The sequence below is a fragment of the Massilia arenae genome (genome assembly GCF_008014745.1).
Classification (GTDB): domain Bacteria; phylum Pseudomonadota; class Gammaproteobacteria; order Burkholderiales; family Burkholderiaceae_D; genus Telluria; species Telluria arenae.
Window position 1 is genome coordinate 1 of record NZ_VPFD01000005.1, and the last position, 23,870, is coordinate 23,870.

The 23,870-nt window shown below is 66.9% G+C and carries 24 protein-coding genes and 1 pseudogene; 7 read left to right on the top strand and 18 right to left on the bottom strand.

Annotation, left to right across the window (positions count from 1 at the left end):
- From FVD38_RS06295 to FVD38_RS06330, 8 genes are all read right to left on the bottom strand, one after another.
- The coding region (locus tag FVD38_RS06295) for a hypothetical protein (protein ID WP_147934035.1) at positions 1 to 380 on the bottom strand (380 nt) is incomplete at its 3' end.
- A complete protein-coding gene (locus FVD38_RS06300) occupies positions 377 to 817 on the bottom strand; it encodes a hypothetical protein (protein ID WP_147934036.1) in 441 nt (146 codons plus the stop codon). The genes FVD38_RS06295 and FVD38_RS06300, both read right to left, overlap by 4 nt.
- 9 nt (positions 818 to 826) lie before the next feature.
- Positions 827 to 1,906: a formate dehydrogenase subunit gamma gene (locus FVD38_RS06305; RefSeq protein WP_147934037.1), complete on the bottom strand. Its 1,080-nt coding sequence runs from the start codon at positions 1,904 to 1,906 to the stop codon at positions 827 to 829.
- 9 nt (positions 1,907 to 1,915) lie between these two features.
- Complete coding sequence (locus FVD38_RS06310) at positions 1,916 to 2,134, bottom strand: hypothetical protein (RefSeq protein ID WP_123071126.1); 219 nt, start codon at positions 2,132 to 2,134, stop codon at positions 1,916 to 1,918.
- A complete protein-coding gene (fdh3B, locus tag FVD38_RS06315) occupies positions 2,131 to 2,814 on the bottom strand; it encodes a formate dehydrogenase FDH3 subunit beta (protein WP_222706889.1) in 684 nt (227 codons plus the stop codon). Before fdh3B ends, FVD38_RS06310 begins: the two co-directional genes overlap by 4 nt.
- 19 nt (positions 2,815 to 2,833) lie before the next feature.
- Positions 2,834 to 5,653 carry a formate dehydrogenase subunit alpha gene (locus FVD38_RS06320; RefSeq protein WP_147934038.1) on the bottom strand — a complete coding sequence of 940 codons (2,820 nt, stop codon included), beginning with the start codon at positions 5,651 to 5,653 and terminating at the stop codon, positions 2,834 to 2,836.
- 18 nt (positions 5,654 to 5,671) lie between these two features.
- Entirely contained in the window at positions 5,672 to 5,905 is a 234-nt protein-coding gene (locus tag FVD38_RS06325) for a formate dehydrogenase (RefSeq protein ID WP_147934039.1), read from the bottom strand.
- Positions 5,892 to 6,578, bottom strand: a complete 687-nt coding sequence (locus FVD38_RS06330; RefSeq protein WP_229493457.1) for a TorD/DmsD family molecular chaperone — start codon at positions 6,576 to 6,578, stop codon at positions 5,892 to 5,894. Before FVD38_RS06330 ends, FVD38_RS06325 begins: the two co-directional genes overlap by 14 nt.
- 232 nt (positions 6,579 to 6,810) lie before the next feature.
- On the opposite strand from FVD38_RS06330, the gene fnr reads away from it, so the two are divergent.
- Genes fnr through FVD38_RS06345 form a run of 3 tightly spaced genes read left to right on the top strand, consistent with a single transcriptional unit; the run spans position 6,811 to position 9,330 of the window.
- A complete protein-coding gene (gene fnr / locus FVD38_RS06335; protein WP_147934040.1) occupies positions 6,811 to 7,572 on the top strand; it encodes a fumarate/nitrate reduction transcriptional regulator Fnr in 762 nt (253 codons plus the stop codon).
- A gap of 6 nt (positions 7,573 to 7,578) precedes the next feature.
- A complete protein-coding gene (locus tag FVD38_RS06340) occupies positions 7,579 to 8,337 on the top strand; it encodes an AraC family transcriptional regulator (protein ID WP_147934041.1) in 759 nt (252 codons plus the stop codon).
- 60 nt (positions 8,338 to 8,397) lie between these two features.
- Positions 8,398 to 9,330 carry a DMT family transporter gene (locus FVD38_RS06345; protein ID WP_147934042.1) on the top strand — a complete coding sequence of 311 codons (933 nt, stop codon included), beginning with the start codon at positions 8,398 to 8,400 and terminating at the stop codon, positions 9,328 to 9,330.
- On the opposite strand, the gene FVD38_RS06350 is transcribed toward FVD38_RS06345, so the two are convergent.
- Positions 9,327 to 10,190 (bottom strand): aminotransferase-like domain-containing protein, encoded by an 864-nt coding sequence (locus FVD38_RS06350; RefSeq protein WP_147934043.1) that lies wholly within the window; start codon positions 10,188 to 10,190, stop codon positions 9,327 to 9,329. The two genes, FVD38_RS06345 and FVD38_RS06350, sit on opposite strands and share 4 nt — an antisense overlap.
- Before the next feature lie 13 nt (positions 10,191 to 10,203).
- Here FVD38_RS06350 and FVD38_RS26765 point away from each other — a divergent pair.
- Positions 10,204 to 10,323, top strand: a pseudogene (locus FVD38_RS26765) (carboxymuconolactone decarboxylase family protein); the annotation flags it as partial.
- Positions 10,320 to 10,463, top strand: coding sequence for an NAD(P)H-dependent oxidoreductase (locus FVD38_RS06360; protein WP_147934044.1), 144 nt, complete (start codon positions 10,320 to 10,322; stop codon positions 10,461 to 10,463). The pseudogene FVD38_RS26765 and the gene FVD38_RS06360, both read left to right, overlap by 4 nt.
- 85 nt (positions 10,464 to 10,548) lie before the next feature.
- Here the strand turns inward: FVD38_RS06360 and FVD38_RS06365 are convergent, their stop codons facing one another.
- On the bottom strand, positions 10,549 to 11,364 hold the full coding sequence (locus FVD38_RS06365; RefSeq protein WP_147934045.1) for a transporter: 816 nt from the start codon (positions 11,362 to 11,364) through the stop codon (positions 10,549 to 10,551).
- Positions 11,365 to 11,566: 202 nt separating this feature from the next.
- Here FVD38_RS06365 and FVD38_RS06370 point away from each other — a divergent pair, with 202 nt between their 5' ends.
- The gene (locus FVD38_RS06370; protein WP_147934046.1) at positions 11,567 to 13,837 is read left to right on the top strand and encodes a penicillin-binding protein 1A; all 2,271 of its coding nucleotides are present in this window, start codon (positions 11,567 to 11,569) and stop codon (positions 13,835 to 13,837) included.
- Positions 13,838 to 13,843: 6 nt separating this feature from the next.
- On the opposite strand, the gene FVD38_RS06375 is transcribed toward FVD38_RS06370, so the two are convergent.
- The 4 genes from FVD38_RS06375 to FVD38_RS06390 all read right to left on the bottom strand — a co-directional run bounded on the left by FVD38_RS06375 (position 13,844) and on the right by FVD38_RS06390 (position 19,685).
- Entirely contained in the window at positions 13,844 to 14,677 is an 834-nt protein-coding gene (locus tag FVD38_RS06375; RefSeq protein WP_147934047.1) for a metallophosphoesterase, read from the bottom strand.
- 51 nt (positions 14,678 to 14,728) lie between these two features.
- Positions 14,729 to 17,011 carry a catecholate siderophore receptor Fiu gene (locus FVD38_RS06380; protein ID WP_147934048.1) on the bottom strand — a complete coding sequence of 761 codons (2,283 nt, stop codon included), beginning with the start codon at positions 17,009 to 17,011 and terminating at the stop codon, positions 14,729 to 14,731.
- 236 nt (positions 17,012 to 17,247) lie between these two features.
- Positions 17,248 to 19,077: a DUF885 domain-containing protein gene (locus FVD38_RS06385; RefSeq protein WP_147934049.1), complete on the bottom strand. Its 1,830-nt coding sequence runs from the start codon at positions 19,075 to 19,077 to the stop codon at positions 17,248 to 17,250.
- Positions 19,078 to 19,307: 230 nt separating this feature from the next.
- A complete protein-coding gene (locus FVD38_RS06390) occupies positions 19,308 to 19,685 on the bottom strand; it encodes a hypothetical protein (protein WP_147934050.1) in 378 nt (125 codons plus the stop codon).
- A gap of 135 nt (positions 19,686 to 19,820) precedes the next feature.
- Here FVD38_RS06390 and FVD38_RS06395 point away from each other — a divergent pair, with 135 nt between their 5' ends.
- Positions 19,821 to 20,783 (top strand): arsenic resistance protein, encoded by a 963-nt coding sequence (locus tag FVD38_RS06395; protein WP_147934051.1) that lies wholly within the window; start codon positions 19,821 to 19,823, stop codon positions 20,781 to 20,783.
- Here FVD38_RS06395 and FVD38_RS06400 read toward each other — a convergent pair.
- Genes FVD38_RS06400 through FVD38_RS06415 form a run of 4 tightly spaced genes read right to left on the bottom strand, consistent with a single transcriptional unit; the run spans position 20,780 to position 23,870 of the window.
- Complete coding sequence (locus FVD38_RS06400; RefSeq protein ID WP_229493459.1) at positions 20,780 to 21,307, bottom strand: FixH family protein; 528 nt, start codon at positions 21,305 to 21,307, stop codon at positions 20,780 to 20,782. The two genes, FVD38_RS06395 and FVD38_RS06400, sit on opposite strands and share 4 nt — an antisense overlap.
- A gap of 28 nt (positions 21,308 to 21,335) precedes the next feature.
- Positions 21,336 to 22,745 carry a cytochrome c oxidase accessory protein CcoG gene (gene ccoG, locus FVD38_RS06405; RefSeq protein WP_147934053.1) on the bottom strand — a complete coding sequence of 470 codons (1,410 nt, stop codon included), beginning with the start codon at positions 22,743 to 22,745 and terminating at the stop codon, positions 21,336 to 21,338.
- A complete protein-coding gene (ccoP, locus tag FVD38_RS06410) occupies positions 22,742 to 23,698 on the bottom strand; it encodes a cytochrome-c oxidase, cbb3-type subunit III (RefSeq protein ID WP_147934054.1) in 957 nt (318 codons plus the stop codon). The genes ccoG and ccoP overlap by 4 nt, the downstream gene beginning before the upstream one ends.
- A gap of 1 nt (position 23,699) precedes the next feature.
- Positions 23,700 to 23,870: a cbb3-type cytochrome oxidase subunit 3 gene (locus FVD38_RS06415; protein WP_147934055.1), complete on the bottom strand. Its 171-nt coding sequence runs from the start codon at positions 23,868 to 23,870 to the stop codon at positions 23,700 to 23,702.

Genomic DNA, 23,870 nt, shown 5'->3' on the forward strand with positions numbered 1-23,870 from the left:
GCCCCGAGCGGCGCGGCGGCCGTGGCGGGCGCGGCGCCCGAGGTGCCCGGGGCGCCGCCTGCAGGGGCAGGCGCCGGCACCCCGGCGCTGGCCGGGGTCGGGTCGGATGCGGCGACACCCAGCGGCCCGCTCACGGGCGGCGGCGGCTTGATGGTCCAGCCCTCCTGCGCGGCGCGCTGGCGCCATTGACCGCTGATCCGGTCCATCGACGCGTTCAGCGCTTCCTTTTCCTTGGCCGCCTTGGCGTCGGCCTCGGCCTTCTTCGCCGCCGCGGCCTGGGCCTGGGCCGGCGACGGCGGAGGCAGCGCCGCCCAGGAGACGCCGGCCAGGCTCAAGCCCAACGCCAGCGCCCCCAAGGTGTGCATTCGCTTGGTCCTCATCGTGTTCCTCCTGACTGCCCCTGCGGCGCGGCATTGTTGGCGGCCGGGGCTTCGGTAGTTCCCGGCGCCGGCGCGGCGGGGCGATTCTCGCCCGATGGCAGGTCGCTGCCTGCACGTCCGGCGCCCGCCGGCTGGGTGACGCCGCTCGACGGTCCCTGGCCGGTTTCCTGGGTGGCGCCGCCGATCTCGGCGCCGCTGGTGTTGCCGCCCGAACCGCCGGCGATGCCCGGTGTGCCGCCGGCATAGGTGGCGTCGGTTTCCGGCCGCGCCGTGCGCGCCATGATCTGGCCGCTCGTCATGCCGCCGGATGAGACCTGGCCGGGATACTTTGTCTGGATCACGCCGTTGGCGGCGGGCGCCTGGCCGCGGTCGCAGCCGGCCAGCGTGCAGGCCAGCAGCCCCACGGCGCCCACGATCGATGCATTGTGTAGTCTCATCGCCATTCCTCAGTGCGCCGGGCCGGGTCGCGGCCGGCCGCCCTGGCCAGGGACCATCTTGCCGTCCTTGTCCATGCCGGGCGGGACGCCGGTCTTCATCTGTTCGTACCACAGCTGGTGATGGGCCTTGGCCCAGTTCTCATCCACCGTGCCGTAGCGCATCGCCTCGTAGGCGCCGGGTGTACCCACGGTGCCGATGTAGGCGTGGCCCATCGCGGCGGCCATGTACAGCGCCGCCGCCCCCACGTGCAGCACGTTTGCCACCTGCATCACGTAGCGGGTCTGGCCGACGGCGAAGTCGAGCACCAGGCCCGTGACCGACATGATCAGGCCCAGCAGCGCCACGCCGCCCCAGAACCAGGTCTTTTCGCCGGCATTGAAGAAGCCGGCCGGGACGTGCTTGTGACTGACGATGCCCCCGCCCTGCTTGACCCATTGCCAGTCGGCGCGGTTGTAGAAATTGCGCTTCAAGAAGGTGAAGAACATCAGGATCGAGCACAGGATGAACAGCGGCCCGACGAAGTTGTGCAGGTATTTCGAGATGATCGCCACCCAGGAAAACAGGTCGTGCCCCATCCACGGCAGCATGATCTTCTTGCCGTACATGATGATGATGCCGGTGATGCCGAGCGCGATGAAGCTGAAGGCCGTGGCCCAGTGCACCTGGCGCTCCCAGCGATTAAAACGCTGCATCTTGCGGCCTGCTTCCGCCACCTGCTTGGCCGGGCCGATGGTCCGGTAGAACACGAAGATCGCCAGCGGCACCGCCAGCAGGATGAAGCCGGCGATGGTCGCCAGCGGTCCGTTGCGCAGGTGGCGCCAGGTATTGCCACCGCGCTGGACGATGACGTTGCCCTCCTTGCTGCCGTACTGGCCCAGGTAGTGGCGGTCCATGTGGACCCGGCCCGAGGCGGAGCTGGTCATGCCGGGGTCGGGCACCACCGAGTCGGCTTCGATCTGCAGCATGGTCTGTTCTTCGGCATAGGCCGGCGTGGCGTTCTGGTTCTTGACGCCGGCCCAGCTAGCGGAGAACACCAGGGCCGCCGCCAGGAACAGCATGGCGCGCAGCGTATTTAAAGTCGCTCGCATGGTGCCTCCTCAGGGATTGGCCCGGTTGTATTCGTTCTGCTTGCCGTTGCGGTTCTCGACCGTGGCCCACCAGGCCAGGCGGTCGTTGTGGAAGCGGCGCTGGTAGTGGCGGTCGTCCTTCTTGCCGGCATACTCGCCCTTGATCCACGGCGGATGCTGGTCCACTTCGAGGCAGCCGGCCAGCAGCACGGCCGGCAGGATCAGTGCGCAGATCTTGATGAGCTTCATGTCGGGAACCTCCCGGAATGGTTCTGCGAGTCGCGCATGTCCTGGTTGACGCGTGGCGAGTCGCCTTCGGCCTTGTACTGGCCGCCGCGTTTCGGTTTGCCGTAGGCGATCTTCCAGCCCCACAGCTGCGGGCCATAGCCGCGCGTCTCGACCCGCTGGCGATAGATGTCGGCGATGATGTTGGCGTCGCCGCCCAGCAGCGCCTTGGTGCCGCACTGCTCGGCGCAGGCCGGCAGCTTGCCTTCGGCGATGCGATTGCGGCCATACTTCTTGAACTCGGCTTCCGAGGTATCCGGTTCCGGGCCGCCGGCGCAGAAGGTGCATTTGTCCATCTTGCCGCGGTGGTTGAACAGGCCGGTCTCGGGGAATTGCGGCGCGCCGAACGGGCAAGCGTAGTAACAGTAACCGCAGCCGATGCACTGGTCCTTGCTGTGCAGGACGATGCCGTCCTCGGTGTGGTAGATGCAGTTGGTCGGGCACACGGCCAGGCACGGCGCGTCGGTGCAGTGCATGCATGCCACCGACACCGAGCGCTCCCCCGGGATGCCATCGTTGATCGTCACCACCCGGCGCCGGTTGATGCCCCAGGCCAGTTCGTGCTCGTTCTTGCAGGCGGTCACGCAGCCGTTGCAGTCGATGCAGCGCTCCGTGTCGCAGATGAATTTCATTCTTGCTGGCATGTCGGTCTCCTCCGTCAGCTCAGGCGCGCACCACGCGGCACAGCGACACCTTGGTTTCCTGCATCATGGTCACGGCGTCATAGCCATAGGTCCAGCCGGTATTGATGGCCTCGCCGCGCACGATCGGCGCCCCATGTTCGGGATAGTGTTGTTCCAGGTCTTCGCCCATCCACCAGCCGCCGAAGTGGAACGGCGCCCACACCAGGCCCACCGGCACCCGCTCGGTGACCATCGCCATCATCTTCAGGCGCGCGCCGGTCGGGGTCTCGAGCCATACGTATTCGCCCAGCTTGGCGCCGATCTGGACCGCATCGCGCGGGTTGATCTCGACGAACATGTTTTGCTGCAGCTCGGCCAGCCAGGGATTGGACCGGGTCTCCTCGCCGCCGCCCTCGTACTCGACCAGACGGCCGGAGGTCATGATCAGCGGGAAGTCCTTCGAATAGTCGACCGCCTGCACCGACTTGAACAGCGTTGGCAGGCGCCAGTGATTGGCCTTGTCGTCATAGGTCGGGTACTGGGCCACCAGGTCGCGCCGTGGCGTGGCCAGCGGTTCGCGGTGGACCGGCACCGGATCGGGGAAGTTCCACACATTGCAGCGCGCCCGTGCATTGCCGAACGGCGCGCAGCCATGGGCGATGACGACCCGGATGATGCCGCCCGACAGGTCGGTCTTCCAGTTCTTGCCCTCGGCCATGGCTTGCTCGGCCGGGGTCAGCTCGGCCCACCAGCCCAGTTTTTTCAGGAACACGTGGTCGAACTCGGGATAACCGAAATCCAGTTCGCTGTGCTTGTTGGTCGAGCCGTCGGCCGCCAGCAGGCTCGAACCGTTGTGCTCGACGCCCCAGTTGGCGCGGAACGGTAATCCACCCTCGGCCACGCTCTTGCTCAGGTCATACAGGATCGGCGTGCCCGGATGTTTCATTTCCGGCGTGCCCCAGCACGGCCACGGCAAGCCGTAGTAATCGCCCTTGCACGGGCCGGAATCGGCGCGCAGCGTCGTCGGGTTGAAGGTGTGCTTGTTTTCCATGTGCAGCTTGAGCCGTTCGGGCGAGCAGCCCGTGTAGCCGATGGTCCAGCACGAGCGGTTGATCTCGCGCAGGATGTCCTCGACCACCGGCTCGTTGTGCACCACCTTGATGTTTTTCACCAGCTCGTCGGCGAAGCCCAGCTTGCGCGCGAACAGGTACATGATCTCGTGGTCGGTCTTGCATTCGAATAACGGCTGGATCACGCGCTCGCGCCACTGGATCGAGCGGTTCGAGGCCGTGCACGAGCCCTGGGTCTCGAACTGCGAGGCGGCCGGCAGCAGGTAGACGCCGTCGCTACGGCCGTGCATCGACGCCGTCATGCTCGGATAGGGGTCGATCACCACCATCATGTCGAGCTTTTGCATCGCCGCCTTCATGTCCGGCAGGCGGGTCTGGCTATTCGGCGCGTGGCCCCAGTAGAGCACGGCGCGTAGATTGCTCGGCTGGTCGATGAACTGGTTTTCTTCATTCACCGCGTCGAACCAGCGCGACACCGTGATGCCGGGCTTTTCCATCAATTCCTTGGAACCGAAGCGCGACTTGATCCACTCGTAGTCGACGCCCCAGACCGCGGCGAAATGCTTCCAGGCGCCTTCGGCCAGGCCGTAGTAGCCGGGAAGCGAATCGCCATTGGGGCCGACGTCGGTGGCGCCCTGCACATTGTCGTGGCCGCGGTAGATGTTGGCGCCGCCGCCGGGAATGCCGATATTGCCCAGCGCCAGCTGCAGGATCGACAGCGCGCGCACATTGGCGGTGCCGACGTGGTGCTGGGTGATGCCCATGCACCAGACCACGGACGAGGGACGGTTGGTGGCCAGCATCTCGGCCGCCATGCGCACCGCCGATTCCGGCACGCCGGTGACGTCCGACACCTTATCGGGCGTCCATTTCATGACTTCGGCGCGCACGTCCTCCATACCCCAGGTGCGCTCTTCGATGAACTTCTTGTCTTCCCAGCCGTTATTGAAGATATGCCACAGGATGCCCCACACCAGCGGAATGTCGGTGCCGGGCCGCACGCGCACATAGTGGTCGGCAAAGCGCGCCGTGCGGGTGAAGCGCGGATCGATGACGATCATCTTGGCGCCCAGTTCCTTGGCGTGCAGGAAGTGCAGCATCGAGATCGGGTGCGCCTCGGCCGGATTGGAGCCGATGAACAGCACCGCCTTGCTGTGGTGCAGGTCGTTGAACGAATTGGTCATCGCCCCGTAGCCGAAGGTCTGGGCCACGCCGGCAACGGTGGTCGAGTGACAGATGCGGGCCTGGTGGTCGCAGTTGTTGGTGCCGAAGAACGATACCCACTTGCGCAGCAGGTAGGCTTGCTCGTTATTGTGCTTGGAGCTGCCGATCACCATCAGCGCATCGGGCCCGGCTTCCTTGCGCAGCTGCAGCAGCTTGTCGCCGATCTCGTCGATCGCCTGGTCCCAGGAGATGCGCTGGTACTTGCCGTTTACCAGCTTCATCGGATAGCGCAGGCGGTGCTCGCCGAAGGCGTGCTCGCGCACCGAGGCGCCCTTGGCGCAGTGGGCGCCCATATTGATCGGCGAATCGAAGGCGGCCTCTTGCCGCACCCAGACACCGTTGGCGACGACGGCATCGACCGAGCAGCCGACCGAGCAGTGGCTGCAGACGGTGCGCTTGACCACGGTCGGCACCGGGGTATCCGGTACCGGGTCGGCCTGGGCCGGTTCGATCACGTTCAGCGGCAGATGGCGCGCCAGGGCGCCGGCGCCGGCGGCAACGCCGGCCCCGACCAGGAAGCGGCGCCGTTTCAACGCGCTGTCGCGCGTGGACTTGACCAGTGACATATCGATTCCTCTGCTTGCCTACCAGTAGGCGGCGGTCGCGTAATAGCGGCGGATGTGATCCGTCTCGTGGTAGCCGCGCTTGACCTTGGGGTCGGGCGCGGCCGGGGCGGTCTGTGGCGCCGCAGTCGCCGGGGCGGCAGCAGCGGCCACCACCAGTGCGCCCAGCGGCGCGGCTTTCAGGAAGCCGCGGCGCGCCGGGTCCGGCCGGTCTTCGCCTGGATCCTGCTGGACTCGTGGATCATGCTTGTTCATCGCTTTCCTCTCCTACGCCGAAGCTTTCGGCCTCGATTGCCAGGAATGCCTGGGCGAAGCGCGCGACCAGGCGGTAATAGTTGGCGCCTTCGGCATTGCCGATGTCGTCCAGCGCGCGCATGCACCAGGAGCCGATGTGGGCCTCGAAGAAGCGGCGCTGCACGTCGAGCGGCTGGCGCCGGATGCCCGGCGCGCCGGCCACCAGCACGCGCATGGTCTCGCACAGCGCGCCGAGGTGGTCCTCGAACTCGCCCCGCCCCTGTATGCGCGCCAGACCGAGCCGGGCCAGGTCTTCGCGCAGATGCGCCAGCGGCGTGTCGTTCATGTAGCCGGCCAGGTAGCGCGAGCCATACGGATCGACCGGCGGCGTGCCGACGCTGACGAACAGCGCGCTGAATTCATCGTGGACGAGCCGGGGGGCCATCACGCCGGACGCCACGGTCAGTTGGTCCCAGGCGCGTTCGAGCGCCGGGTCGCCGCCCTCGGCCAGGATGGGATCGCTGGACGCGAGCGCATCGAGCAGCGCCGCGTCGGGCGCGGCCAGCAGCAGGCGGGAGAGCAAGGCATACAGATCCGCCCTGGCCTGGTCTTCGCCGCCCGGCGGCAGGTCCGGTCGCACGATTGCGGTGGCGAAGGCGCTGCGATCGGGCACGGTCTCGGTTGTTGGTGACACTGGGGAACACTCCAGTTGTGCAATTTATACGGCAGTGTAGACCTCGAAGGATATTGAGTGCGCACAGTTGCCTACACGGCTAAATGAACCCAGCATGGGTGAGCACGGGCGCCGAACGACCGGAACACAACGAATTTGTTGCTCAATTGCAAATAAATGGCATTTGTTTGTCGAGATAAACGCTTCAACACGTCTATAATTCCCGGGTACCCGAACCAAGCGACCATCCCTCATGAGCCAGCCCCTGTCCCGGCAAGCCGAGCCGCCACTCAATATCCACGCCCTGAAATCCTGCGCCCAGTGCAGCATGCACCAGCTGTGCCTGCCGATGGGCCTCGAAGACGCCGAGATCGACCGCCTGGACAAGATCATCGGCCGCCGTCGCCGCCTGGAACGCGACGAGCGCCTGTACAGCGTGGGCGAATCGTTCCGCAACCTGTACGCGGTGCGCTTCGGCCACTTCAAGACCTACCAGGTGAACGCGGCCGGTGAAGCCCAGATCACGGGTTTCCAGATGGCCGGCGAGCTGCTGGGCATGGACGCGATCAGCGGCACCCACCATTGCGACGCGGTGGCGCTGGAAGATTCCGAGGTGTGCGAGATCCCGTTCGCGCGCCTGGAAGACCTGTTCGGCGAAGTGCCGACGCTGCTGCGCCACTTCCACCGCATCATGAGCCAGGAAATCACGCGCGAGCAGAACGTCATGCTCCTGCTCGGCAATATGCGCGCCGAGCAGCGCTTCGCCGTGTTCCTTGTGAACCTGTCGGCGCGCTACGCCACCCGCGGCTATGCGGCCAACCGCTTCCAGCTGCGCATGTCGCGCGAAGACATCGGCAACTACCTGGGCCTGACCATCGAAAGCATCAGCCGCCTGCTGTCGCGCTTCAAAAAGCAGGGCTGGCTCGAGGTCGACAAGCGCGAAGTGACGCTGCTCGATCCGGTCAAGCTGAAGGCGCTGGCGGCCGGCACCGACGTGTGCAGCCCGATGGCGTGACACGTCATGACGCCCGACCTGCACCTGCGTAGCTACGACCGCGTGCACTGGGGCGACCGCCATGACTTCGCCCAGCTGGTGCTGCCGGTGCACGGCGAAGTCGTGCTCGATATCGAAGAGCGGCGCGGCCGGCTCGATCCCCTGCATGGCGCGCTGGTTGCGCCGGGCGCCTGGCATGCGCAATCAAGCCCTGGCGCGAATGATTCCCTGATCGTCGACGTCAACGGCGCCGCCTTCGACGACGGTCCCTGGCAGCGCCTGCTGGAGCGGCCTTTCGTCACGCTGGGCCCTGCGGCGCGCAAGCTGGTCGAGTTCATGGGACTGATGGCCCGTGAAACTGGTCCACACTGCGCGCCGCCCCGTTCGCTGGTGCAAGGCTGGGTGCCGCTGCTGCTCGACACCCTGAGCCTGGACGCGCCGCGCGCCACCTCGCGCCTGGCCGCCCTGCTGGCGCGCATCGAGGCCGCGCCCAGCCTGGCCTGGAGCACCGAATCGATGGCGCGCGCCGCCAACCTGAGCGTGAGCCGCCTGCACGCGCTGTTTCGCGAAGAGCTGGACAGCACGCCGCATGCCTGGCTGCTGGGCTGCCGCCTGGATTGCGCACGCGGCATGTTGACGGACAGCGCGCGCAGCGTGGCCGACATCGCCATCGCCTGCGGCTTCTCGGACCAGGCCAGCCTGACGCGGGCGATGCGCCGGGTGTTCGACACCACGCCTGCCGCCTATCGGCGTTCAGCTCAGGAGAAACCGCCAAAACCGCAGTAGTCCCGGCCAAGACTGGGTGCACGTCCAGGTCCGAGAATCTCCACTCAAAGGAGATTCATCATGTACACCGCTACTGGCGCGGGCGGACTGTCCCGCTCCACCCTGCTCGGCATCGGCGCCGGCATCGCCGCCGGCGCACTCTGGGGCCTGGTCTTCCTGGCCCCGGAACTGGCGCCCGGATTCCTGCCGATCCAGCTCTCGGCCGGACGCTACCTGGCCTATGGCCTGGTCGCCGCCATCCTCATCTACCCTGCCTGGGGACGGCTGCGCCACCACCTCGGCTGGCCAACGTGGCGCGCCCTGATCGGACTCAGCCTCACTGGCAACATCATCTACTACCTGTTCCTCGCCAATGCCGTGCAACTGGGCGGCGTGGCCATGGCCTCGATCGTGATCGGGCTGCTGCCGATCGCGGTCACCCTGGTGGGCTCGCGCGACGGCAACGCGGTGCCGCTTCGCCGGCTGCTGCCTTCACTGCTGCTGAGCGGCGCCGGCCTGGCCTGCATCGGCTGGGAATCGCTGTCGGCGTCCGGGCCTGGATCGCTGGCCGGCCTGGCCTGCGCCTTCGGCGCGCTGGTGTCGTGGACCATCTTCGCGGTGCACAACAGCCGCTGGCTGGCGCGCATCGAGGGAATTTCGTCGCATGAGTGGAACCTGCTGGTGGGCGTGGTCACGGGCGTCATGGCGCTGGCGCTGGCGGTGCCGGCCTTCGTGCTGGCGCCGGGCGAGCACACCTTGCCGGCCTGGCTGCGGTTCGGCGCGCTGGTCAGTGCGGTCGCGATCCTGTGCTCGGTGGTCGGCAACGCCCTGTGGAACCACGCCAGCCGCGCACTGCCCCTGAGCCTGATGGGCCAGATGATCGTGTTCGAGACCATCTTCGCGGCCCTGTATGGCTTTCTGTGGGAAGCGCGCTGGCCGAGCGGGTTCGAGACGGCGGCTTTGGTGTTGCTGGTGGTGGGCGTGATCTCGTGCGCTTCGGCGCACCGGCGCTAGACTTCCTCGATCGCTTCACGCAGACGGCGTACCGCCGCCGTCGCCGCCTCCGGCGTCGCGAAGTTGGCAAACCCCATCAACAAGCCGCCGCGGCGCGACCTGCCCATCCGCCAGTCGGCGAGGGCTTGCAATCCCATTCCACGCGCCCGCGCCGCCGCGGCCAGCAGCCGGTCGTCCCGCCCGGCGGCGAGCCGCGCCAGCACGTGGATGCCGCCGGCCTGCGGCTGCACCGTCAGCGCGTCTCCCATCTCGCGCGCCAGCGCATCGACCAGGTAGCCACGCCGCTCGGCATACAGTGTGCGCATCCTGCGCAGGTGTCGCGCGAAGTGGCCCTGTTCCATGAACTCGGCCACCGTCGCCTGCGGCAGGATCGAGCCCGGGCCGGGAAGATGGTCGACCATCTCGCGCACACGCGTCACCTGCGATTCAGGGACAACCAGATAGGCCAGCCGCAGGCCGGGCAGCAGCACCTTGCTGAAGGTGCCGGTGTACAGAACCCGGCCATGGCGATCGATGCTTTTCAGGGCCGGCAAGGGACGGCCGTGGTAGCGGAACTCGCTGTCGTAGTCGTCCTCGATGATCCAGGCGCGGGCGGCGGCGGCCCATGCCAGCAGTTCCAGGCGGCGCGGCAGCGACATCGCCACGCTCATGGGGCTCTGGTGGGTGGGCGTCACCACAACGAACCGCGCATCCGGCGCCCGTTGCAGGCCGCGCGCCACGTCCAGTCCTTCGCCGTCGACCGGCACCGGCGCCAGGCGCAGCCCGGACTGCACCAGGAAACGCCGGGCGAGCACATAGCCTAAATCTTCGTACCACCCGACGTCGCCATCGCGCAGCAGGACACGCCGCGCCAGTTCCAGCGCGCCGTGGTAGCCGGACGCCGACTACGAGCCGCTCAGGGAATATTTCAGCGACGTCGAAGTCTCCGACCTCACCTTTGCCATCGCCCTGATGAGCGCCTTCAACCGCCTCGCGATCGGGATGCGCCAGTGAATATCCTGCACATAGATTGCAGTCCGCGCACCGAGTCGCACAGCCACGCGTTATCAGGCGCGATGGTCCAGGAGCTGCTGGCGCGGCATCCTCACGCCAGCGTGCTGCGGCGCGACCTGCGCCTGGCGCGGACCGCCTAAGCGCTTCCGAAGGCACGCACTGATCGTGTTGGCGTAGCTGCGACTAATGCAGCCAAACCGACCACGGCGTGCCCGACGGGCAGACTCAGCGCCGCACCGACAGCCCGAATGCGAGGCCCAGATCGGGTGTGTTCCTATTCAGCCCACGCACCACCATCGCATCGACCTGGCAGTTCTTGTTCAGCAGCCAGCTCACGCCCGCGTCGACCTGCACCTGGCTGCCGCCATGAGATGCAGACGCGATCTGCGGCGCCGCCACTTCAAAAAATCCCTGAAGGTGTTCAGTGAACTTCTTGCCCAGCGACGCCGCCAGGATTCCGTAGCGGTAGCGCGCGCCGTCATCGTCCACGTCGGCCCCGACGCCCGGCGTCACGGCCAACGACCAGCCTTTTGGCAGATCCCATTCAGCCGCCAGCACCAGCTGCGGCAGAACACCCGCGACCCGCAGCGCCGAGCTACCGCTTGGCAGCGCCATCGTGCCGATCAGCCCCAGGGCGGGATGTGCGCCCTCCCCGTCGGCAAAATGCCATTTGACTCCGATTGACGTGGCGTTCCAGCCGGCGCTTGTGGTGCGCACGCGAGTAGCCGGATCGAGGCTGTGCTCGACGCTACGGCCGTCGGTCTCGACGCGCAGTTCGGTCGTATCGCCCAGGCCGATACGCAGCAGCGTTGGCGTGCTCAAGGTGCGCACGTGCAGATCGTCATCGCGCTGGCGATCCCAGTTGACGCCAATCTCGAGCTGAACGCGGCCGTGACCGACGACTTGGCTCGAATTGGCGACGTTAGGACGGTCGGGATTGATGGCATCGCCGTCCTGGGCGTGAGCGAACTGGGCGCTGCAAACCAGCGTCAGGAGCGCTGCCGGACGTCGCAGGCGCGTAAGGGTTGGCGAAAAAATCATACGGTCAGATAAACAAGGAGGGACATGGTGTGCAAAGGTCGAGCCAGCTATTCTACGCCCTCGGTATGTGGCAAAGCGGCTTCAAGGTAGCGCCAGCCGCACCGCCCCAGAGCATGTCGCACTACCTTGGCCTTTTCGCATGACCCGGCAGCCGCACGACAGTAAGATCGGCCGCGTTTGACCAACCGTCCACGAAACCGCCATGAAACCACGCCGCTCCCTCGTCATCCTGCTCTGTGCCCTGCTGAACGCGACCGCCCCGCAGGTGGCCGGCGCCTCGATCCTGCCTGACGTCCCCGACATCAAGGCCGTCACCGACTACCGCCCGAAGATCCCGCTGCGCGTGTACACCGCCGACAAGGTCCTGATCGGCGAATTCGGCGCCGAGCGGCGCGAGTTCGTCCCGGTGGCCAAGGTGCCGGCGCTGCTCAAGTCGGCCGTGCTGGCGATCGAAGACACCCGTTTCTACGAACACGGCGGGGTCGACTGGATCCGCGCGCTCGGCGCGGCCAAAGCCAATATCGGCGACTTCGGCAGCCAGGGCGCGTCCACCATCACGATGCAGGTCGCGCGCAACTTCTTCCTGTCGCGCGACAAGACCCTGCCGCGCAAGCTGACCGAGGTTGCCCTGGCCTACAAGATCGAGAAGGCGCTCTCCAAGGACCAGATCCTCGAGGTCTACCTGAATCAGATCTATCTTGGCCAGCGCGCCTACGGCTTCGCCAGCGCGGCGCGCACCTATTTCGGCAAGCCGCTGCCAGACCTGAGCCTGGGCGAGATCGCGATGCTGGCCGGCCTGCCGCAGAATCCTTCCAGCAGCAACCCGGTGTCGAATCCCCAGGCGGCCCGCAAGCGCCAGCAGGTTGTGCTCAGGCGCATGCGCGAACTGGCGATCATCACCGAACCCCAGTACCGCCGCGCCCTGGCCGAGCGCCTGCAGGTGCGCAGCTACGGCGCCACCCTGAACCCGCGCGCGGCCTGGGTCGCCGAGATCGCGCGCCAGGCGGTCCATGCCCGCTTCGGCCAGGCGGCCTACGAGCGCGGCATCACGGTCACCACCACCATCGTGGCCGCCGAGCAGGACGCGGCCTATGAATCGGTGCGCCGCAACGTGCTCGCCTACGACCGCCGCCACGGCTACCGCGGCCCCGAAGCGCGCATCGCGCTGCCGGCCGGCGCCGACGAAAAAACGGACGCGATCGCCGCCGCCCTGCAGAAACGCCCCGCCGTGGACGGCTTGATCCCGGCGGTGGTCGTCGCTGCATCGCCCAAGCGGGTGCGCGCCCTGCTCGCCAACGGCGACGCCGTCGAGGTCACCGGCCCCGGCCTGGCCTTCGCCGCCGGAACTCTGTCGAGCAAGGCCAAGCCGGCGTCAAAGCTGACACCCGGCGCCGTCATCCGGCTGGCAAAGGCCGCCGACGGCGCCCTGTCGATCGCCCAGTTGCCCGAGGTGGCAGCCGCCTTCGTGGCGCTCGACACCGAGACCGGCGCCTACCGCGCGCTGGTCGGCGGCTTCGATTATTCGGTCCACAAGTTCAACCACGTGACCCAGGCCTGGCGCCAGCCGGGGTCGAGCATCAAGCCCTTCGTCTATTCTGCCGGCCTGGAACGCGGCTTCTTCCCCGGCACGCAAATCCTCGACGAGCCGCCCGACTTCAGCGCGGAGAAGGCCTATGCCAATTGGTCGCCGCGCAATGACGACAATGTGTTCGAAGGCCCGGTCACGGTGCGCCACGCGCTGTCGCGTTCACGCAATGTGCCGACCGTGCGCATGCTGCGCGCGCTGGACGTCGACTACACCCGCGAGCACCTGGCGCGCTTCGGCTTCGACGCCGCCCGCCAGCCGCGCAACCTGACGCTCGGCCTGGGCACGGGCGCCGTCACGCCGCTGCAGATGGCCGGCGCCTATGCGGTGCTGGCCAACGGCGGCTACCGCGTCGAGCCGTGGCTGATCGCGCGCATCCAGGACGGTGACGGCACCGTCCTGCTTGACCATACAGCGCCTCAACCGCGCCAGTCCAGCGCCCGAGTGCTCGACGAGCGCAACGCCTTCATCGTCGACAGCATGCTGCGCGACGTCACCCGGGTCGGCACCGCGGCCGCCGCCTCGCGCCAGTTGCAAAGGGTCGACCTGGCCGGCAAGACCGGCACCACCAGCAATGCGGTCGACGGCTGGTTCGCCGGCTATGGCGGTGGCGTGTCGGCGGTGGCCTGGATGGGTTATGACGAGCCGCGCTCGCTCGGCGGCCGCGAATTCGGCTCGACCCTGGCGCTGCCGATGTGGATCGACTTCATGCGCGTCGCGCTGGCCAAGACCCCACAGCACGAGCCGCTGCCGCCCGAGGGCGTGGCGCGCGCCGGCGGCGACTGGGTATATGCCGAATATGCGGAACAGGAACACCCGCCCGAGGCGGCGGATGGATTCGAGGCCTTGATGGGCACCTTCTCGTCGGCCGACGAGGCGACGCAGTAGTCTGGCCTACAGCTCGATCAGAAGCTCAGGACGGAAGCCTTCCTGCTCGCCCTTGCTCAGGTAGCCCAGCGGATTGGCCACCACCCGGCACGACCAGGAATGGGCGCCGTCGCGGCCCTCGACCACGTAGTCGTTCAGGCAGTGCAGGTGGCCGTGCATCCACAGCTGCGCGTGCTTGAACAGGCCGTCGAGCGCATTGCAGAAGCCCGCCGTGCCGGGCGTGAGGCCGTAGCGCGGATCGGCGCTCATCAGGCTCGGCGCGAAATGGGTGACCACCGCCGTCTTGCCTTCGAACGGCGTGGCCAGCGCCGCGCGCAGCCAGGCCTGGCAGTCGAGCGACATGGCGCGGATGCCCTCGGCCAGCACCTTCTCGCCATCTTTCAGGGTCGTGTTCTTGCTCAGGTAGTAGTTCGCCGCGCGGAACGCCTTGTTACGCTGCTGCATCTGCTTGGTGAGGTCGGTGTCGCGCAGCGCCAGGGCGTCGAAATCGCTCCACAAGGTGGTGCCGATGAAGCGCACGTGATCGATGACGACGATCTCGCGGTCGAGCCAGACGATGCCGAGCCGCTCGCAGGTGGCGCGCAGCCGCGCATAAGTGGCGTCGTAGTCGAGCGAATCGAATTCGTGGTTACCGGGAATAAACAGCACCCGCTTGCCGGCCAGCGCCGGCAATGCGGGAGAGAAGCGCTCGAGTCCGAAATCCTGGGTTTCCAGGCGCGAGCCGTCCTGATAGGAGCCTATGTCGCCGGCCAGCACCACGACGTCGGCGCCAGGCAGGATGAACGGCTGGAAGCCGGGATAGCGTTCGAGGTGCAGGTCGGAGAAAAGCTGTATGCGCATGGGCTCCGAGTATACAGCAGGCGCCGCCCGGCTTCAGGCGGCGCCACCGTATCAGAAGCGCACGTTCGCCGTCAGGCTGGCCGAGCGCGGCGTGCCCGGCGTGTAGCGGTAGCCGCTCTTGTTGATGGCCGCGACATACTTCTCGTCGCCGATGTTGTACACGTTCAGGCGCAGGTCGACGTTCTTGCTGACCTTGTAGCCGACCATGGCGTCGAATACCCAGTACGACTCGGTGTAAGCCGGGGTGCCGATCGCGCCGTCGGTGCCGCGCGCCAGCTTGTCACTAAAGCGCGCGCCGCCGCCGATGCGCAGACCCCATGGCAGGTCGTACGAGGTCCAGGCGGTGAACGACTGCTTCGGCGTGTAGGTCAGGCTGTTCTCGCCAGCGGCGGTGACGTTGCGGCCACGCTCGACGCTGGTGTCCATGTACAGGTAGCCGGCGCTGAGCAGCCAGTGCGGGGCCAGCTCACCGGTGGCGCCCAGTTCCACGCCCTGCACCCGTTTCTCGCCGGTCTGGTACCACTGCTGGTCGGCCGGATCCTGCTCGACCTCGTTCTCGACCTCGGTGCGGAACAGCGCGGCCGACAGCGACAGCTTCGATTTCAGCAGGTCGAGCTTGCCGCCGACTTCGGTAGTGACCGTCTTTTGCGGATCGTAGATCGGATTCTGGGCGCTGTTGGCGCTGCCCGACACGGTGAAGCTGCCGCCCGGCGGCTGCTTCGAGCTGGCCACCATCGCATACACGCTGCTGTTGGCGGTGGGCTTGTACAGCGCCGACAGCTTGCCGTTGACGAGGTTTTCGCCGACCTTGAAGCGGGTCGAGGTGAGCACGTTATTGGTCAGCGCCACCACCGAATAGTCGCCGCGGAAGTGGTCGAGGCGCACGCCGCCGTTGAAGATCCAGCGTTCACCGACCTTGACGGTGTCGAACACGTACACGCTCTGGGTGTCGACCTCCCCCTCGTTGTAGGCGCCGGTGCGGCGCACATTGACCGGAGTGGTCGGGGCGTCGCTCGGGTTTGGACGGTAGATATTCGCGGCCGGCAGCGTGCCCAGGCCGGTCAGGCCCCAGGTGGTCTGGCGTTCGCTGGTGATTTCCAGGCCCGTCACCAGGGTGTGCGACACGGCGCCGGTATTGAACTGGCTGGTCAGGGTCGTGACGTTGGTGAGGATCTTGTTTTCCTGGTCCTTGCCGGTGCGGATGCTGCGCGCCAGGGTCCAGGTGCTCGGATCGCCCTGGACCGGCGTCGCCAGGTTGGCAGCGCTGGTGAGGAAGGCGGTCAGCAGGTAATCCTGGCTGGTCTTGCCGTAGCGGCTCGTGTTCTGCAGCTTCATGGTCGGCGAGAAGTCGTGCTCGATGCGCACAGTGGCCATGTCGGCCTTCACGTCGTCGTAGTCATCGACCGAGCCGTAGAAATTCTTGGGGTCGACCTTGGGAGCGTCGGCGACCCAGGGCCGGGCGCGGTCCGGACTGGTGTAGCCGGGCAGGCCGATCACGAATACGCCACCGTCGGGGATGTTGTTCTGGTCGACGTGCAGGTAGTCCAGGTGCACGCGGGTCGGGCCGTTCAGGCCGAAGCCGATGCTCGGCGCCACCGCCCAGCGCTTGTTCTCGACCACGTCGCGCGCTGCGCTGCCCGAATCCTGGGCCAGCACGTTCAGGCGCACGGCGATGCCGCGCTGTTCATCCAGCACCTTGTTGGCATCAAGCGTGATGCGTTTCTGGTCTCCGCTACCACCAGTGATCGCGGTAGTCACCAGGTCGGTGAGATTCGCCTTCTTGGTCACCAGGTTGACCGAACCGGTCGGGGCGCTGCGGCCGTTGTCGGTGCCGGCCGGGCCCTTCAGCACATCGATCTGCTCCAGGTTGAACACGTCGCGCGAGATCGAGCCGATGTCGCGCACGCCGTCGACGTAGATGCTGCTGGAGGTATCGAAGCCGCGCATGAAGATCGCGTCGCCGGTAGTCGTGTTGCCGTTCTCGCCCAGGAAAAAGGCGCCGACGCCGGGGGTGTTGCGCAGCGCCTCGGTCAGGGTCAGGGCGCCCTGCTGCTCGAACAGCTCCTTCTTGATCACCTGGATCGTCTGGGCGGTATCGACCAGACGCTCGGTGTACTTGGGCGACGAGGCATTCTCGGCGCGGAACGGGTTCTCGTAGGCGCCGACGACTTCGACGGTCGACTGTGGTGCGATGGTGGCTGGCGCTGCGGTGGCAGTGGCAGCGGTGGCATTGTCGGCGGCGTGCGCGCCGAGCGGCAGCAGGGCCGCGGCCAGTGCGGTGCCCGCGAGCTGGCTGCGGGTGATTGGGTGCTTGCGGCTTTTTATTGCTTTCATGGCGAGGCGGTCTCTCTCAGGTGAGTGGTGCGTGTAAACACTGCAAGTAAAACAATGATTCTACCGAGAACGTCAATACATGTAAACGATAATCATTATCATTCGCGTTCGCGCCACACTCTTGGCCGAGCTTGCATCGGCCTTTTGCCAGTAGCAGAAAGCAAACGTCCCCGCTCTTGGCGGGGACGCTGTTCAATCATGCGGCATGCGGCGCCTCGCCGCATGCTTTGCCGACATCAGGACTTCTTCTGTTGCGCGATCCAGTTATCGACCAGCTCGCCCAGCACGTCGAGCGGCACCGAACCGGCACCCAGCACCAGGTCGTGGAAGGCCGGCAGGGAGTATTTGTCGCCCAACTCCTTCTGTGCTTTCTCGCGCAGTTCCAGGATGCGCAGCATGCCGATCATGTAGGCATTGGCCTGGCCCGGCCACACGATATAGCGCTCGGTTTCCTGCGCGCCCATGCCGTAGTCGATCGCCTGCTGGCGGGTCCAGCCCTTGGTGTGCAGGCCGGTATCGATCACCAGGCGGCGGGCGCGGAACAGTTCCGAACCCAGGGCGCCCAGGAGGCCCGGGACGTCGTCCGCGTACCAGCCCTGCTCAACCGCCAGGCGCTCGGTGTACAGCGCCCAGCCTTCGGAGTGCGCGCTGCCGCCGCTGAAGATGCGCTGGCTGCGGAATTTCGGCAGGCCGGTCATCTCCTGCTGGATCGCGAGCTGGAAGTGGTGGCCCGGCACGGCTTCATGGTAGGCCAGGCTGCGCATGCGGATCATGTCGAAGGTCGGGCCGCGCAGCGGCACCCAGAAGATGCCTGGACGGCTGCCGTCCGGCGCCGGCAGGGTGTAGTGGGCGGCGGCTGACGGCTCGGTCAGCGGCGGCACGCGGCGCACGTCGACCGGCGCGCGCGGCTTGAGGTTGAACAGCGAGGCACTGCGACGTTCGGCGTCGCGCACCATCTCGTTGTAGCTGGCGATGATCGCCGGGCGCGGATCGCCCTCGCCCTTCGGCTGGAAGCGCGCGTCGAGCTGCTTCATGCGGGTTTCGATATTCCCGTCGGCCAGGCCGAGCGAGCGCAGGTGCTTGTCCATCTCGGCTTCGATGCGCGCCACTTCGCGCAGGCCGATGGTGTGGATCTCGTCGGCGGTGAGCTGGGTGCTGGTGAAGTTCTCGATCGCGCGCTTGTAGGCAGCGGCGCCATTCGGCAGGCGCGAGATGCCGGCCACGTCGCCCGTCTTCGGGTGGATCTCGGCCATGAAGGCCTGCACGCGGGTGTAGGAAGGACGGATCTTCTGCTCGACGACGCCGGTTGCACGCGCGATGGCGGCCGTGCGCGCCTCTGGCGACAGGTCCTTGATCTCGGCGGTGCGCTGGGCCAGCGTGGTCACCAGCACGTTCTCGGCAGCGGCCGGCTTGAGGAAGTGATCGACCTGGAACTGGGCGCGCTCGAGGATGAAGCGCGGCGGGATCATCTGCTTGCTTGCTGCGCCCTTGGCGCGCACCAGCGCCTCATCGAGACGTACCGCCACCTGGTCCAGGCGGGCCAGGTAGCTGTCGACGTCGGCCGCCGTGCGCATCGGGTGGGTGTTGGTCATGAAGTTGACCAGGCCGATCTGCGGGCCGCTGAACTGCGAGAACACGAAGGAATGGTCTTCGAACGGCTCGTTGGCGATCACGTTCTGCAGCGACCAGCGCATCACCGCGGCCGAGATCTTCTGCGTTTCGTTCAGCGGCTGCGACTTGAAGCCGTCCAGGCGCTTGATGCCTTCGCGCGCCATGGCGACCGCCTTCTGGCGGTGCGCCGCGGTCAGTGGGGTCAGTTCGCGGTCCAGCCTGGCCTGCTCGGCGCCGCTGAAGTACTGGGTCGAGGTCGCCAGCTGCGGGCTCAGGCGCACCCAGTCCTCGGCAAACTTGTCGCTCCAGGCGTCGAAAGCTTTATAGGGGGCGACTGCGGCGGCCTGGGTGGCGGCCGGTGCGGCGACAGCTGGCAGCGACGCGCCGGCAAGCATGGCGGGGATGAACAGGGCGGCGAAGGTGGCGCGCAGGCTGCGCTGGCGGGTCGATGGCATCTTGGGTGTCTTCCTTGTGGTTGATTATCTGCGGCGGGTAGCAATTGCCGCCAAGGAATCTAACATGGAAGTAAACAGATCGACAACGCCGGTGTTGTCGGGCGGCGTACGTACGGCGCCGAAAAATACAGACGCGGCGAGCGCCACTTGCTGCGCTTGAACCATTGCGAACCTGGAGGCTCGCCGATGCGCTTTCCTTTCCTGCCCGCCAACGTGCAAACGCTGCGACGTCAGCCTGACACGTGATCGACGTACGCGCGCGCCTCGGAGAGCATCCGGTCCTTGAGCTCGGTCTCGCCGCAGTAGTACAGCACGGCCGCGCCAAGGCAGGCCAGCACCATCCACCCCAGCAGCAGGCTGCCAACGCACACCACCGCGGCGCCGATCGCCAGCCTGATGGCGAAGGTACGGCGCGCCATGCCGAACACCATGCGGCTGTATGGACGCTGGTGGAAGAACACCACGAACAGCAGCCAGTAGGGAATCGCGTAGACGAAGTACAGCAGCGCGCCGATGCCGAGCGCAAAGCCGATGAAGGGCACGCGAAACGCCAGCATCCCGAGTACGCCGATCGTCAGCCAGTACAACAACAAGTTCCGGTACCGCACTTCCTCTCCCGCTGAATCGCATTGGACGGCATCTTACCTCACGACCGCATCAGGGTCGGCCCGCGCTCCGTATAATCCCCGCTTGGCGGGTTTGCAAGGGCAAGCCCTCCTCCACGAAGAAAGCGACGACACCGCATGCAGCACATTAGGGACAAACTGGAAAACAATCAGATCGGCATCTATTTCGCGACCGTGGCCTTGGCAGCGCTGGTAGCGCTGGCGCTGCCGAGGACGACGGCGCTGGAGTCCGCGGTCAATCCCGCCCTGGCCTTCATGCTGTTCGTGACCTTCCTCCAGGTGCCGCTGGCCGAACTGGGACGCGCCTTCACCAACACCCGCTTCCTCGGCGCCCTCCTGGTGACGAACTTCATCGTCATTCCCCTGCTGGTCGCCGGCCTCCTGCCCTTCGTGCCGGACGATCCGCTGATCCGGCTGGGCGTCTTGCTGGTCCTGCTGGCGCCCTGCATCGACTACGTGGTGACCTTTTCCCACCTCGGCCGCGCCGATGCGCGCCTGCTGCTGGCGGCGACGCCGGTCCTGCTGGTCGTGCAGATGCTGATGCTGCCGCTCTACCTGCGCATCCTGCTCGGCGACGGTGCGGCCGGCCTGGTCCAGCCGGGCCCCTTCATCGACGCTTTCGTGTGGCTGATCACCGTGCCGCTGGTGCTGGCGGTCGCCCTGCAGCTCTGGGCCGGCCGCAGCCAGGCCGGCGCACGCGCTTCGACAATCCTTGGCCTGCTGCCGGTGCCGGCCACGGCCCTGGTGCTGTTCATCGTGGTGGCGTCGATGCTGCCGCAGCTCGGCCAGGCGCGCGATGCGGCGCTGCAGGTGGCGCCGGTCTATATCGCCTTTGCGCTGCTGGCCCCGTCCGCCGGCTGGCTGGTGGCGCGCCTGTTCCGCCTGGCGGCGCCCGCAGGGCGTGCGGTCGCCTTCAGCGGCGCCACCCGCAACTCGCTGGTGGTGCTGCCGCTGGCGCTGGCCGTTCCGGGCGCAGTGCCGCTGCTGCCGGCCATCATCGTCACGCAGACGCTGGTCGAGCTGGTCGCGGAGCTGCTCTATGTGCGCGCCATCGCGCGGCTGGGATCGCAGCAGGCCTAGCGGGCGTCGGCCTCGATCACGAGCTGCCCCTGCTTGGCCGGACTCCAGCTGCGCGCCAGCCGCCAGTCGCGCGCCGCGCCCTCCACCACCACCTGCCAGTGCGTCGGCTCGAGGATCGGTAGCGCGGCCGAGAAGCGGCCCTGGGCGTCGGGCAGCGCCTCCAGCTCCAGGTCGCGCTCCGGCAGGGTCGGATGCGCCAGCCGGATGTGGAATGGCGCCACCACCGGCTGGCCGCCGCTGGCCAGGCGTCCGTTCAGGCGGCCCGCCTGCGCATCGTGGCTGGCCTCGAAATTCAGCGCCAGCTCGGTGGCGACGCGGTCGCGCCGCAGGTCCTGGTTGATGGCCTTGCCCTGCTTGTAGTAGTCGGCCACCACCATCGCATCGGGCTGCTGCGCGCCGAGCCAGGCCGAGACGCCGGTGCCGATCATCACGGCCACCGGGCCGATCATCAGGAACCACGGCCAGCGGTGCTTGTACCAAGGCGCCGCGGCGTGTTGCGGGAAGTTGGGGTTGGTCGCTTGCATATCCTTCTCCTTGCTCATATCAGCTTGCTCACTTCGGAACGATGAAGGCCGCGCCCTCGCTCACGCCCAGGTCCGGATCGGTCAGCGAGCGCACCGTGAATTCAATCTTGTTCGATCCCGGCTTGCCGGCGCCCTGGTCGATGCGCACCCGCACCGGCACCGCGCGTGTGGTGGCGCCGTCCATCGCGATGGCGCCGTCGTCCACCACCACGGCCGAGGGGATGCCGCTCACGCTCACCTGCAGCGTCTGTGGCGCCTCGCTCGTGTTCATCACCTGCAGGCGGTACACGTTCTCGATGCGGCCATCCTCGACTTCGCGCCCCATCGAGCCGCGGTCGCGGATCACGTCCAGCTTGAGCGGGTTGCGCAGCGCCAGCGAGGTGCCCATCGCCGCCACCAGCATCGCCAGCACCGCGCTGTAGACCAGCACCCGCGGGCGCAGCATGCGGCGCCGGATCTCGAGTGCGCCGAGCTTCTGCGCCAGCCCGTTCTCGGTCGCGTAGCGGATCAAGCCGCGCGGTCGCTGCACCTTGTCCATCACGATATTGCAGGCGTCGACGCAGGCGGCGCAGCCGATGCACTCGTATTGCAATCCCTTGCGGATGTCGATCCCGGTCGGGCACACCTGCACGCACAGGCTGCAGTCGATGCAGTCGCCGCTGTTGCCGGCGAGCGCCTGGGCTTCGCCCTTGCGCCTGCCGTTGCGCGGCTCGCCGCGTTCGACGTCGTAGGTGACGATCAACGTGTCCTTGTCGAACATCGCGCTCTGGAAGCGCGCATACGGGCACATATACTTGCACACCTGCTCGCGCAGCCAGCCGGCGTTGCCGTAGGTGGCGAAGGCATAGAACAGGATCCAGAAGGTCTCCCACGGCCCCAGGCCGAACGCCGCGATCTCGCCGCCCAGCGAACGGATCGGTGCGAAGTAGCCCACAAAAGTAAAGCCGGTCCACAGCGCGACCGCGCCCCACGACAGGTGCTTGGCGCCGCGCTTGGCGACCTTCTCGGCATTCCACGGCTGGCGCGCGAGCCGTATCTGGCTGCTGCGCGAGCCTTCGATCTTGCGTTCGATCCAGAGGAAGATCTCGGTGTAGACCGTCTGCGGGCAGGCGAAGCCGCACCACACGCGGCCCGCCACCGCCGTCACCAGGAACAGGCCATAGGCGCACACGATCAGCAGCGCCGCCAGGTAGATGAAGTCCTGCGGCCAGAACACCATGCCTGCTAGGTAAAACTTGCGGCTGGCCAGGTCGAACAGGACGGCCTGGCGGTCGTTCATGTTCAGCCATGGCAGGCCGTAGAACAGGATCTGCGTCAGCCAGACGCAGGCCCAGCGCAGCGTCGCATAGCGTCCCTTGATCTCGCGCGGGAAGATGTCTTCCCGCGCGGCATACATGCGGACGACCGCTTCGCGCGGCGCTCCAGCAGGGTCTGTCATTTTGCTGCCGTCGCTTTCGTCACATTAACGGTGGCCGGCGCGGTCGGATTCGACAGGCTCCAGACATAGGCCGCCAGCACGTGGACCTTCTCTTCACCCAGGAAGTCGCCAAAAGCCGGCATGGTGTTGGTGCGGCCCTTGCGGATCGTCTCCATCACCGTCTCGACGCTACCGCCATAGAGCCAGGTCTTGTCGGCCAGGTTCGGCGCCCCCAGCATCGTGTTGCCCTTGCCCTCGGCGCCGTGGCAGGCCACGCAGGTGGCGAACTTCGGCTTGCCGAAAGCGACCTTGATCGGATCAGCCGACAGGCCCGACAGCGAGCGCACATAATGGGCCACGCTCTCGACGTCCTTGTCCGAGCCCAGCGCCGCGCCCATCGGCGGCATCATGCCGGTGCGGCCGTTCATGATCGTGGTCTTGATGACGTCCGGCTCGCCGCCATGCAGCCAGTCGTTGTCGGCCAGGTTCGGGAATCCCTTGCTGCCGCGCGCGTCCGAGCCGTGACATTGCGAGCAGTAGGTCAGGAACAGGCGCTCGCCGATCGCGTGGGCCTGCGGGTCGGCGGCCACCGCCTTCAGGTCGAGCTTCTTGTACTGCTCGAACAGCGGACCGTATTCGGCCTTCGCCTGTTTCAGCTCGGCCTGGTACTCGCTCACCTGGTCCCAGCCCAGGGTGCCGCGCCAGGCGCCCAGGCCTGGATACATCACCAGGTAGCCGGCGGCAAACAGGATCGACAACCAGAACAGGATGATCCACCAGCGCGGCATCGGCGTGTTCAATTCCGTGAGGTCTTCGTCCCACACGTGGCCGGTGGTCTGCTGCGGCTTGCCGTCGGCATCGAGCTTGACCTTGAACTTGGACTGCGACCAGAGCAGGATGGCGCAGCCGGCGATCGACAGGATCGTGATCACCGCGACGTAGTAATGCCAGAAATCGTTGAAGAAGTCGGCCATGTCAATTCTCTCCGTCTTCAATGGTGCCGTCGGCGAACGGCAGGTGCGCCGCCGCGTCGAAATCGCTGCCCTTGTGCAGCAGGTAGGTCCAGCCCACGATGCCCATGAAGGTCGCGAAGCTGATGACGGTCATGACGCTGCTGGCGTCGTCGAATATTTGTTGGAGTGCCAT

Bases quoted from the DNA above. Each gene is read 5' to 3' on its own strand.
- FVD38_RS06300 (WP_147934036.1), bottom strand. From the start codon at position 817: ATGAGACTACACAATGCATCGATCGTGGGCGCCGTGGGGCTGCTGGCC.
- FVD38_RS06305 (WP_147934037.1), bottom strand. From the start codon at position 1,906: ATGCGAGCGACTTTAAATACGCTGCGCGCCATGCTGTTCCTGGCGGCG.
- FVD38_RS06310 (WP_123071126.1), bottom strand. From the start codon at position 2,134: ATGAAGCTCATCAAGATCTGCGCACTGATCCTGCCGGCCGTGCTGCTG.
- fdh3B (WP_222706889.1), bottom strand. From the start codon at position 2,814: ATGCCAGCAAGAATGAAATTCATCTGCGACACGGAGCGCTGCATCGAC.
- FVD38_RS06320 (WP_147934038.1), bottom strand. From the start codon at position 5,653: ATGTCACTGGTCAAGTCCACGCGCGACAGCGCGTTGAAACGGCGCCGC.
- FVD38_RS06325 (WP_147934039.1), bottom strand. From the start codon at position 5,905: ATGAACAAGCATGATCCACGAGTCCAGCAGGATCCAGGCGAAGACCGG.
- fnr (WP_147934040.1), top strand. From the start codon at position 6,811: ATGAGCCAGCCCCTGTCCCGGCAAGCCGAGCCGCCACTCAATATCCAC.
- FVD38_RS06340 (WP_147934041.1), top strand. From the start codon at position 7,579: ATGACGCCCGACCTGCACCTGCGTAGCTACGACCGCGTGCACTGGGGC.
- FVD38_RS06345 (WP_147934042.1), top strand. From the start codon at position 8,398: ATGTACACCGCTACTGGCGCGGGCGGACTGTCCCGCTCCACCCTGCTC.
- FVD38_RS06365 (WP_147934045.1), bottom strand. From the start codon at position 11,364: ATGATTTTTTCGCCAACCCTTACGCGCCTGCGACGTCCGGCAGCGCTC.
- FVD38_RS06370 (WP_147934046.1), top strand. From the start codon at position 11,567: ATGAAACCACGCCGCTCCCTCGTCATCCTGCTCTGTGCCCTGCTGAAC.
- FVD38_RS06375 (WP_147934047.1), bottom strand. From the start codon at position 14,677: ATGCGCATACAGCTTTTCTCCGACCTGCACCTCGAACGCTATCCCGGC.
- FVD38_RS06380 (WP_147934048.1), bottom strand. From the start codon at position 17,011: ATGAAAGCAATAAAAAGCCGCAAGCACCCAATCACCCGCAGCCAGCTC.
- FVD38_RS06385 (WP_147934049.1), bottom strand. From the start codon at position 19,077: ATGCCATCGACCCGCCAGCGCAGCCTGCGCGCCACCTTCGCCGCCCTG.
- FVD38_RS06395 (WP_147934051.1), top strand. From the start codon at position 19,821: ATGCAGCACATTAGGGACAAACTGGAAAACAATCAGATCGGCATCTAT.
- FVD38_RS06400 (WP_229493459.1), bottom strand. From the start codon at position 21,307: ATGCAAGCGACCAACCCCAACTTCCCGCAACACGCCGCGGCGCCTTGG.
- ccoG (WP_147934053.1), bottom strand. From the start codon at position 22,745: ATGACAGACCCTGCTGGAGCGCCGCGCGAAGCGGTCGTCCGCATGTAT.
- ccoP (WP_147934054.1), bottom strand. From the start codon at position 23,698: ATGGCCGACTTCTTCAACGATTTCTGGCATTACTACGTCGCGGTGATC.
- FVD38_RS06415 (WP_147934055.1), bottom strand. From the start codon at position 23,870: ATGGCACTCCAACAAATATTCGACGACGCCAGCAGCGTCATGACCGTC.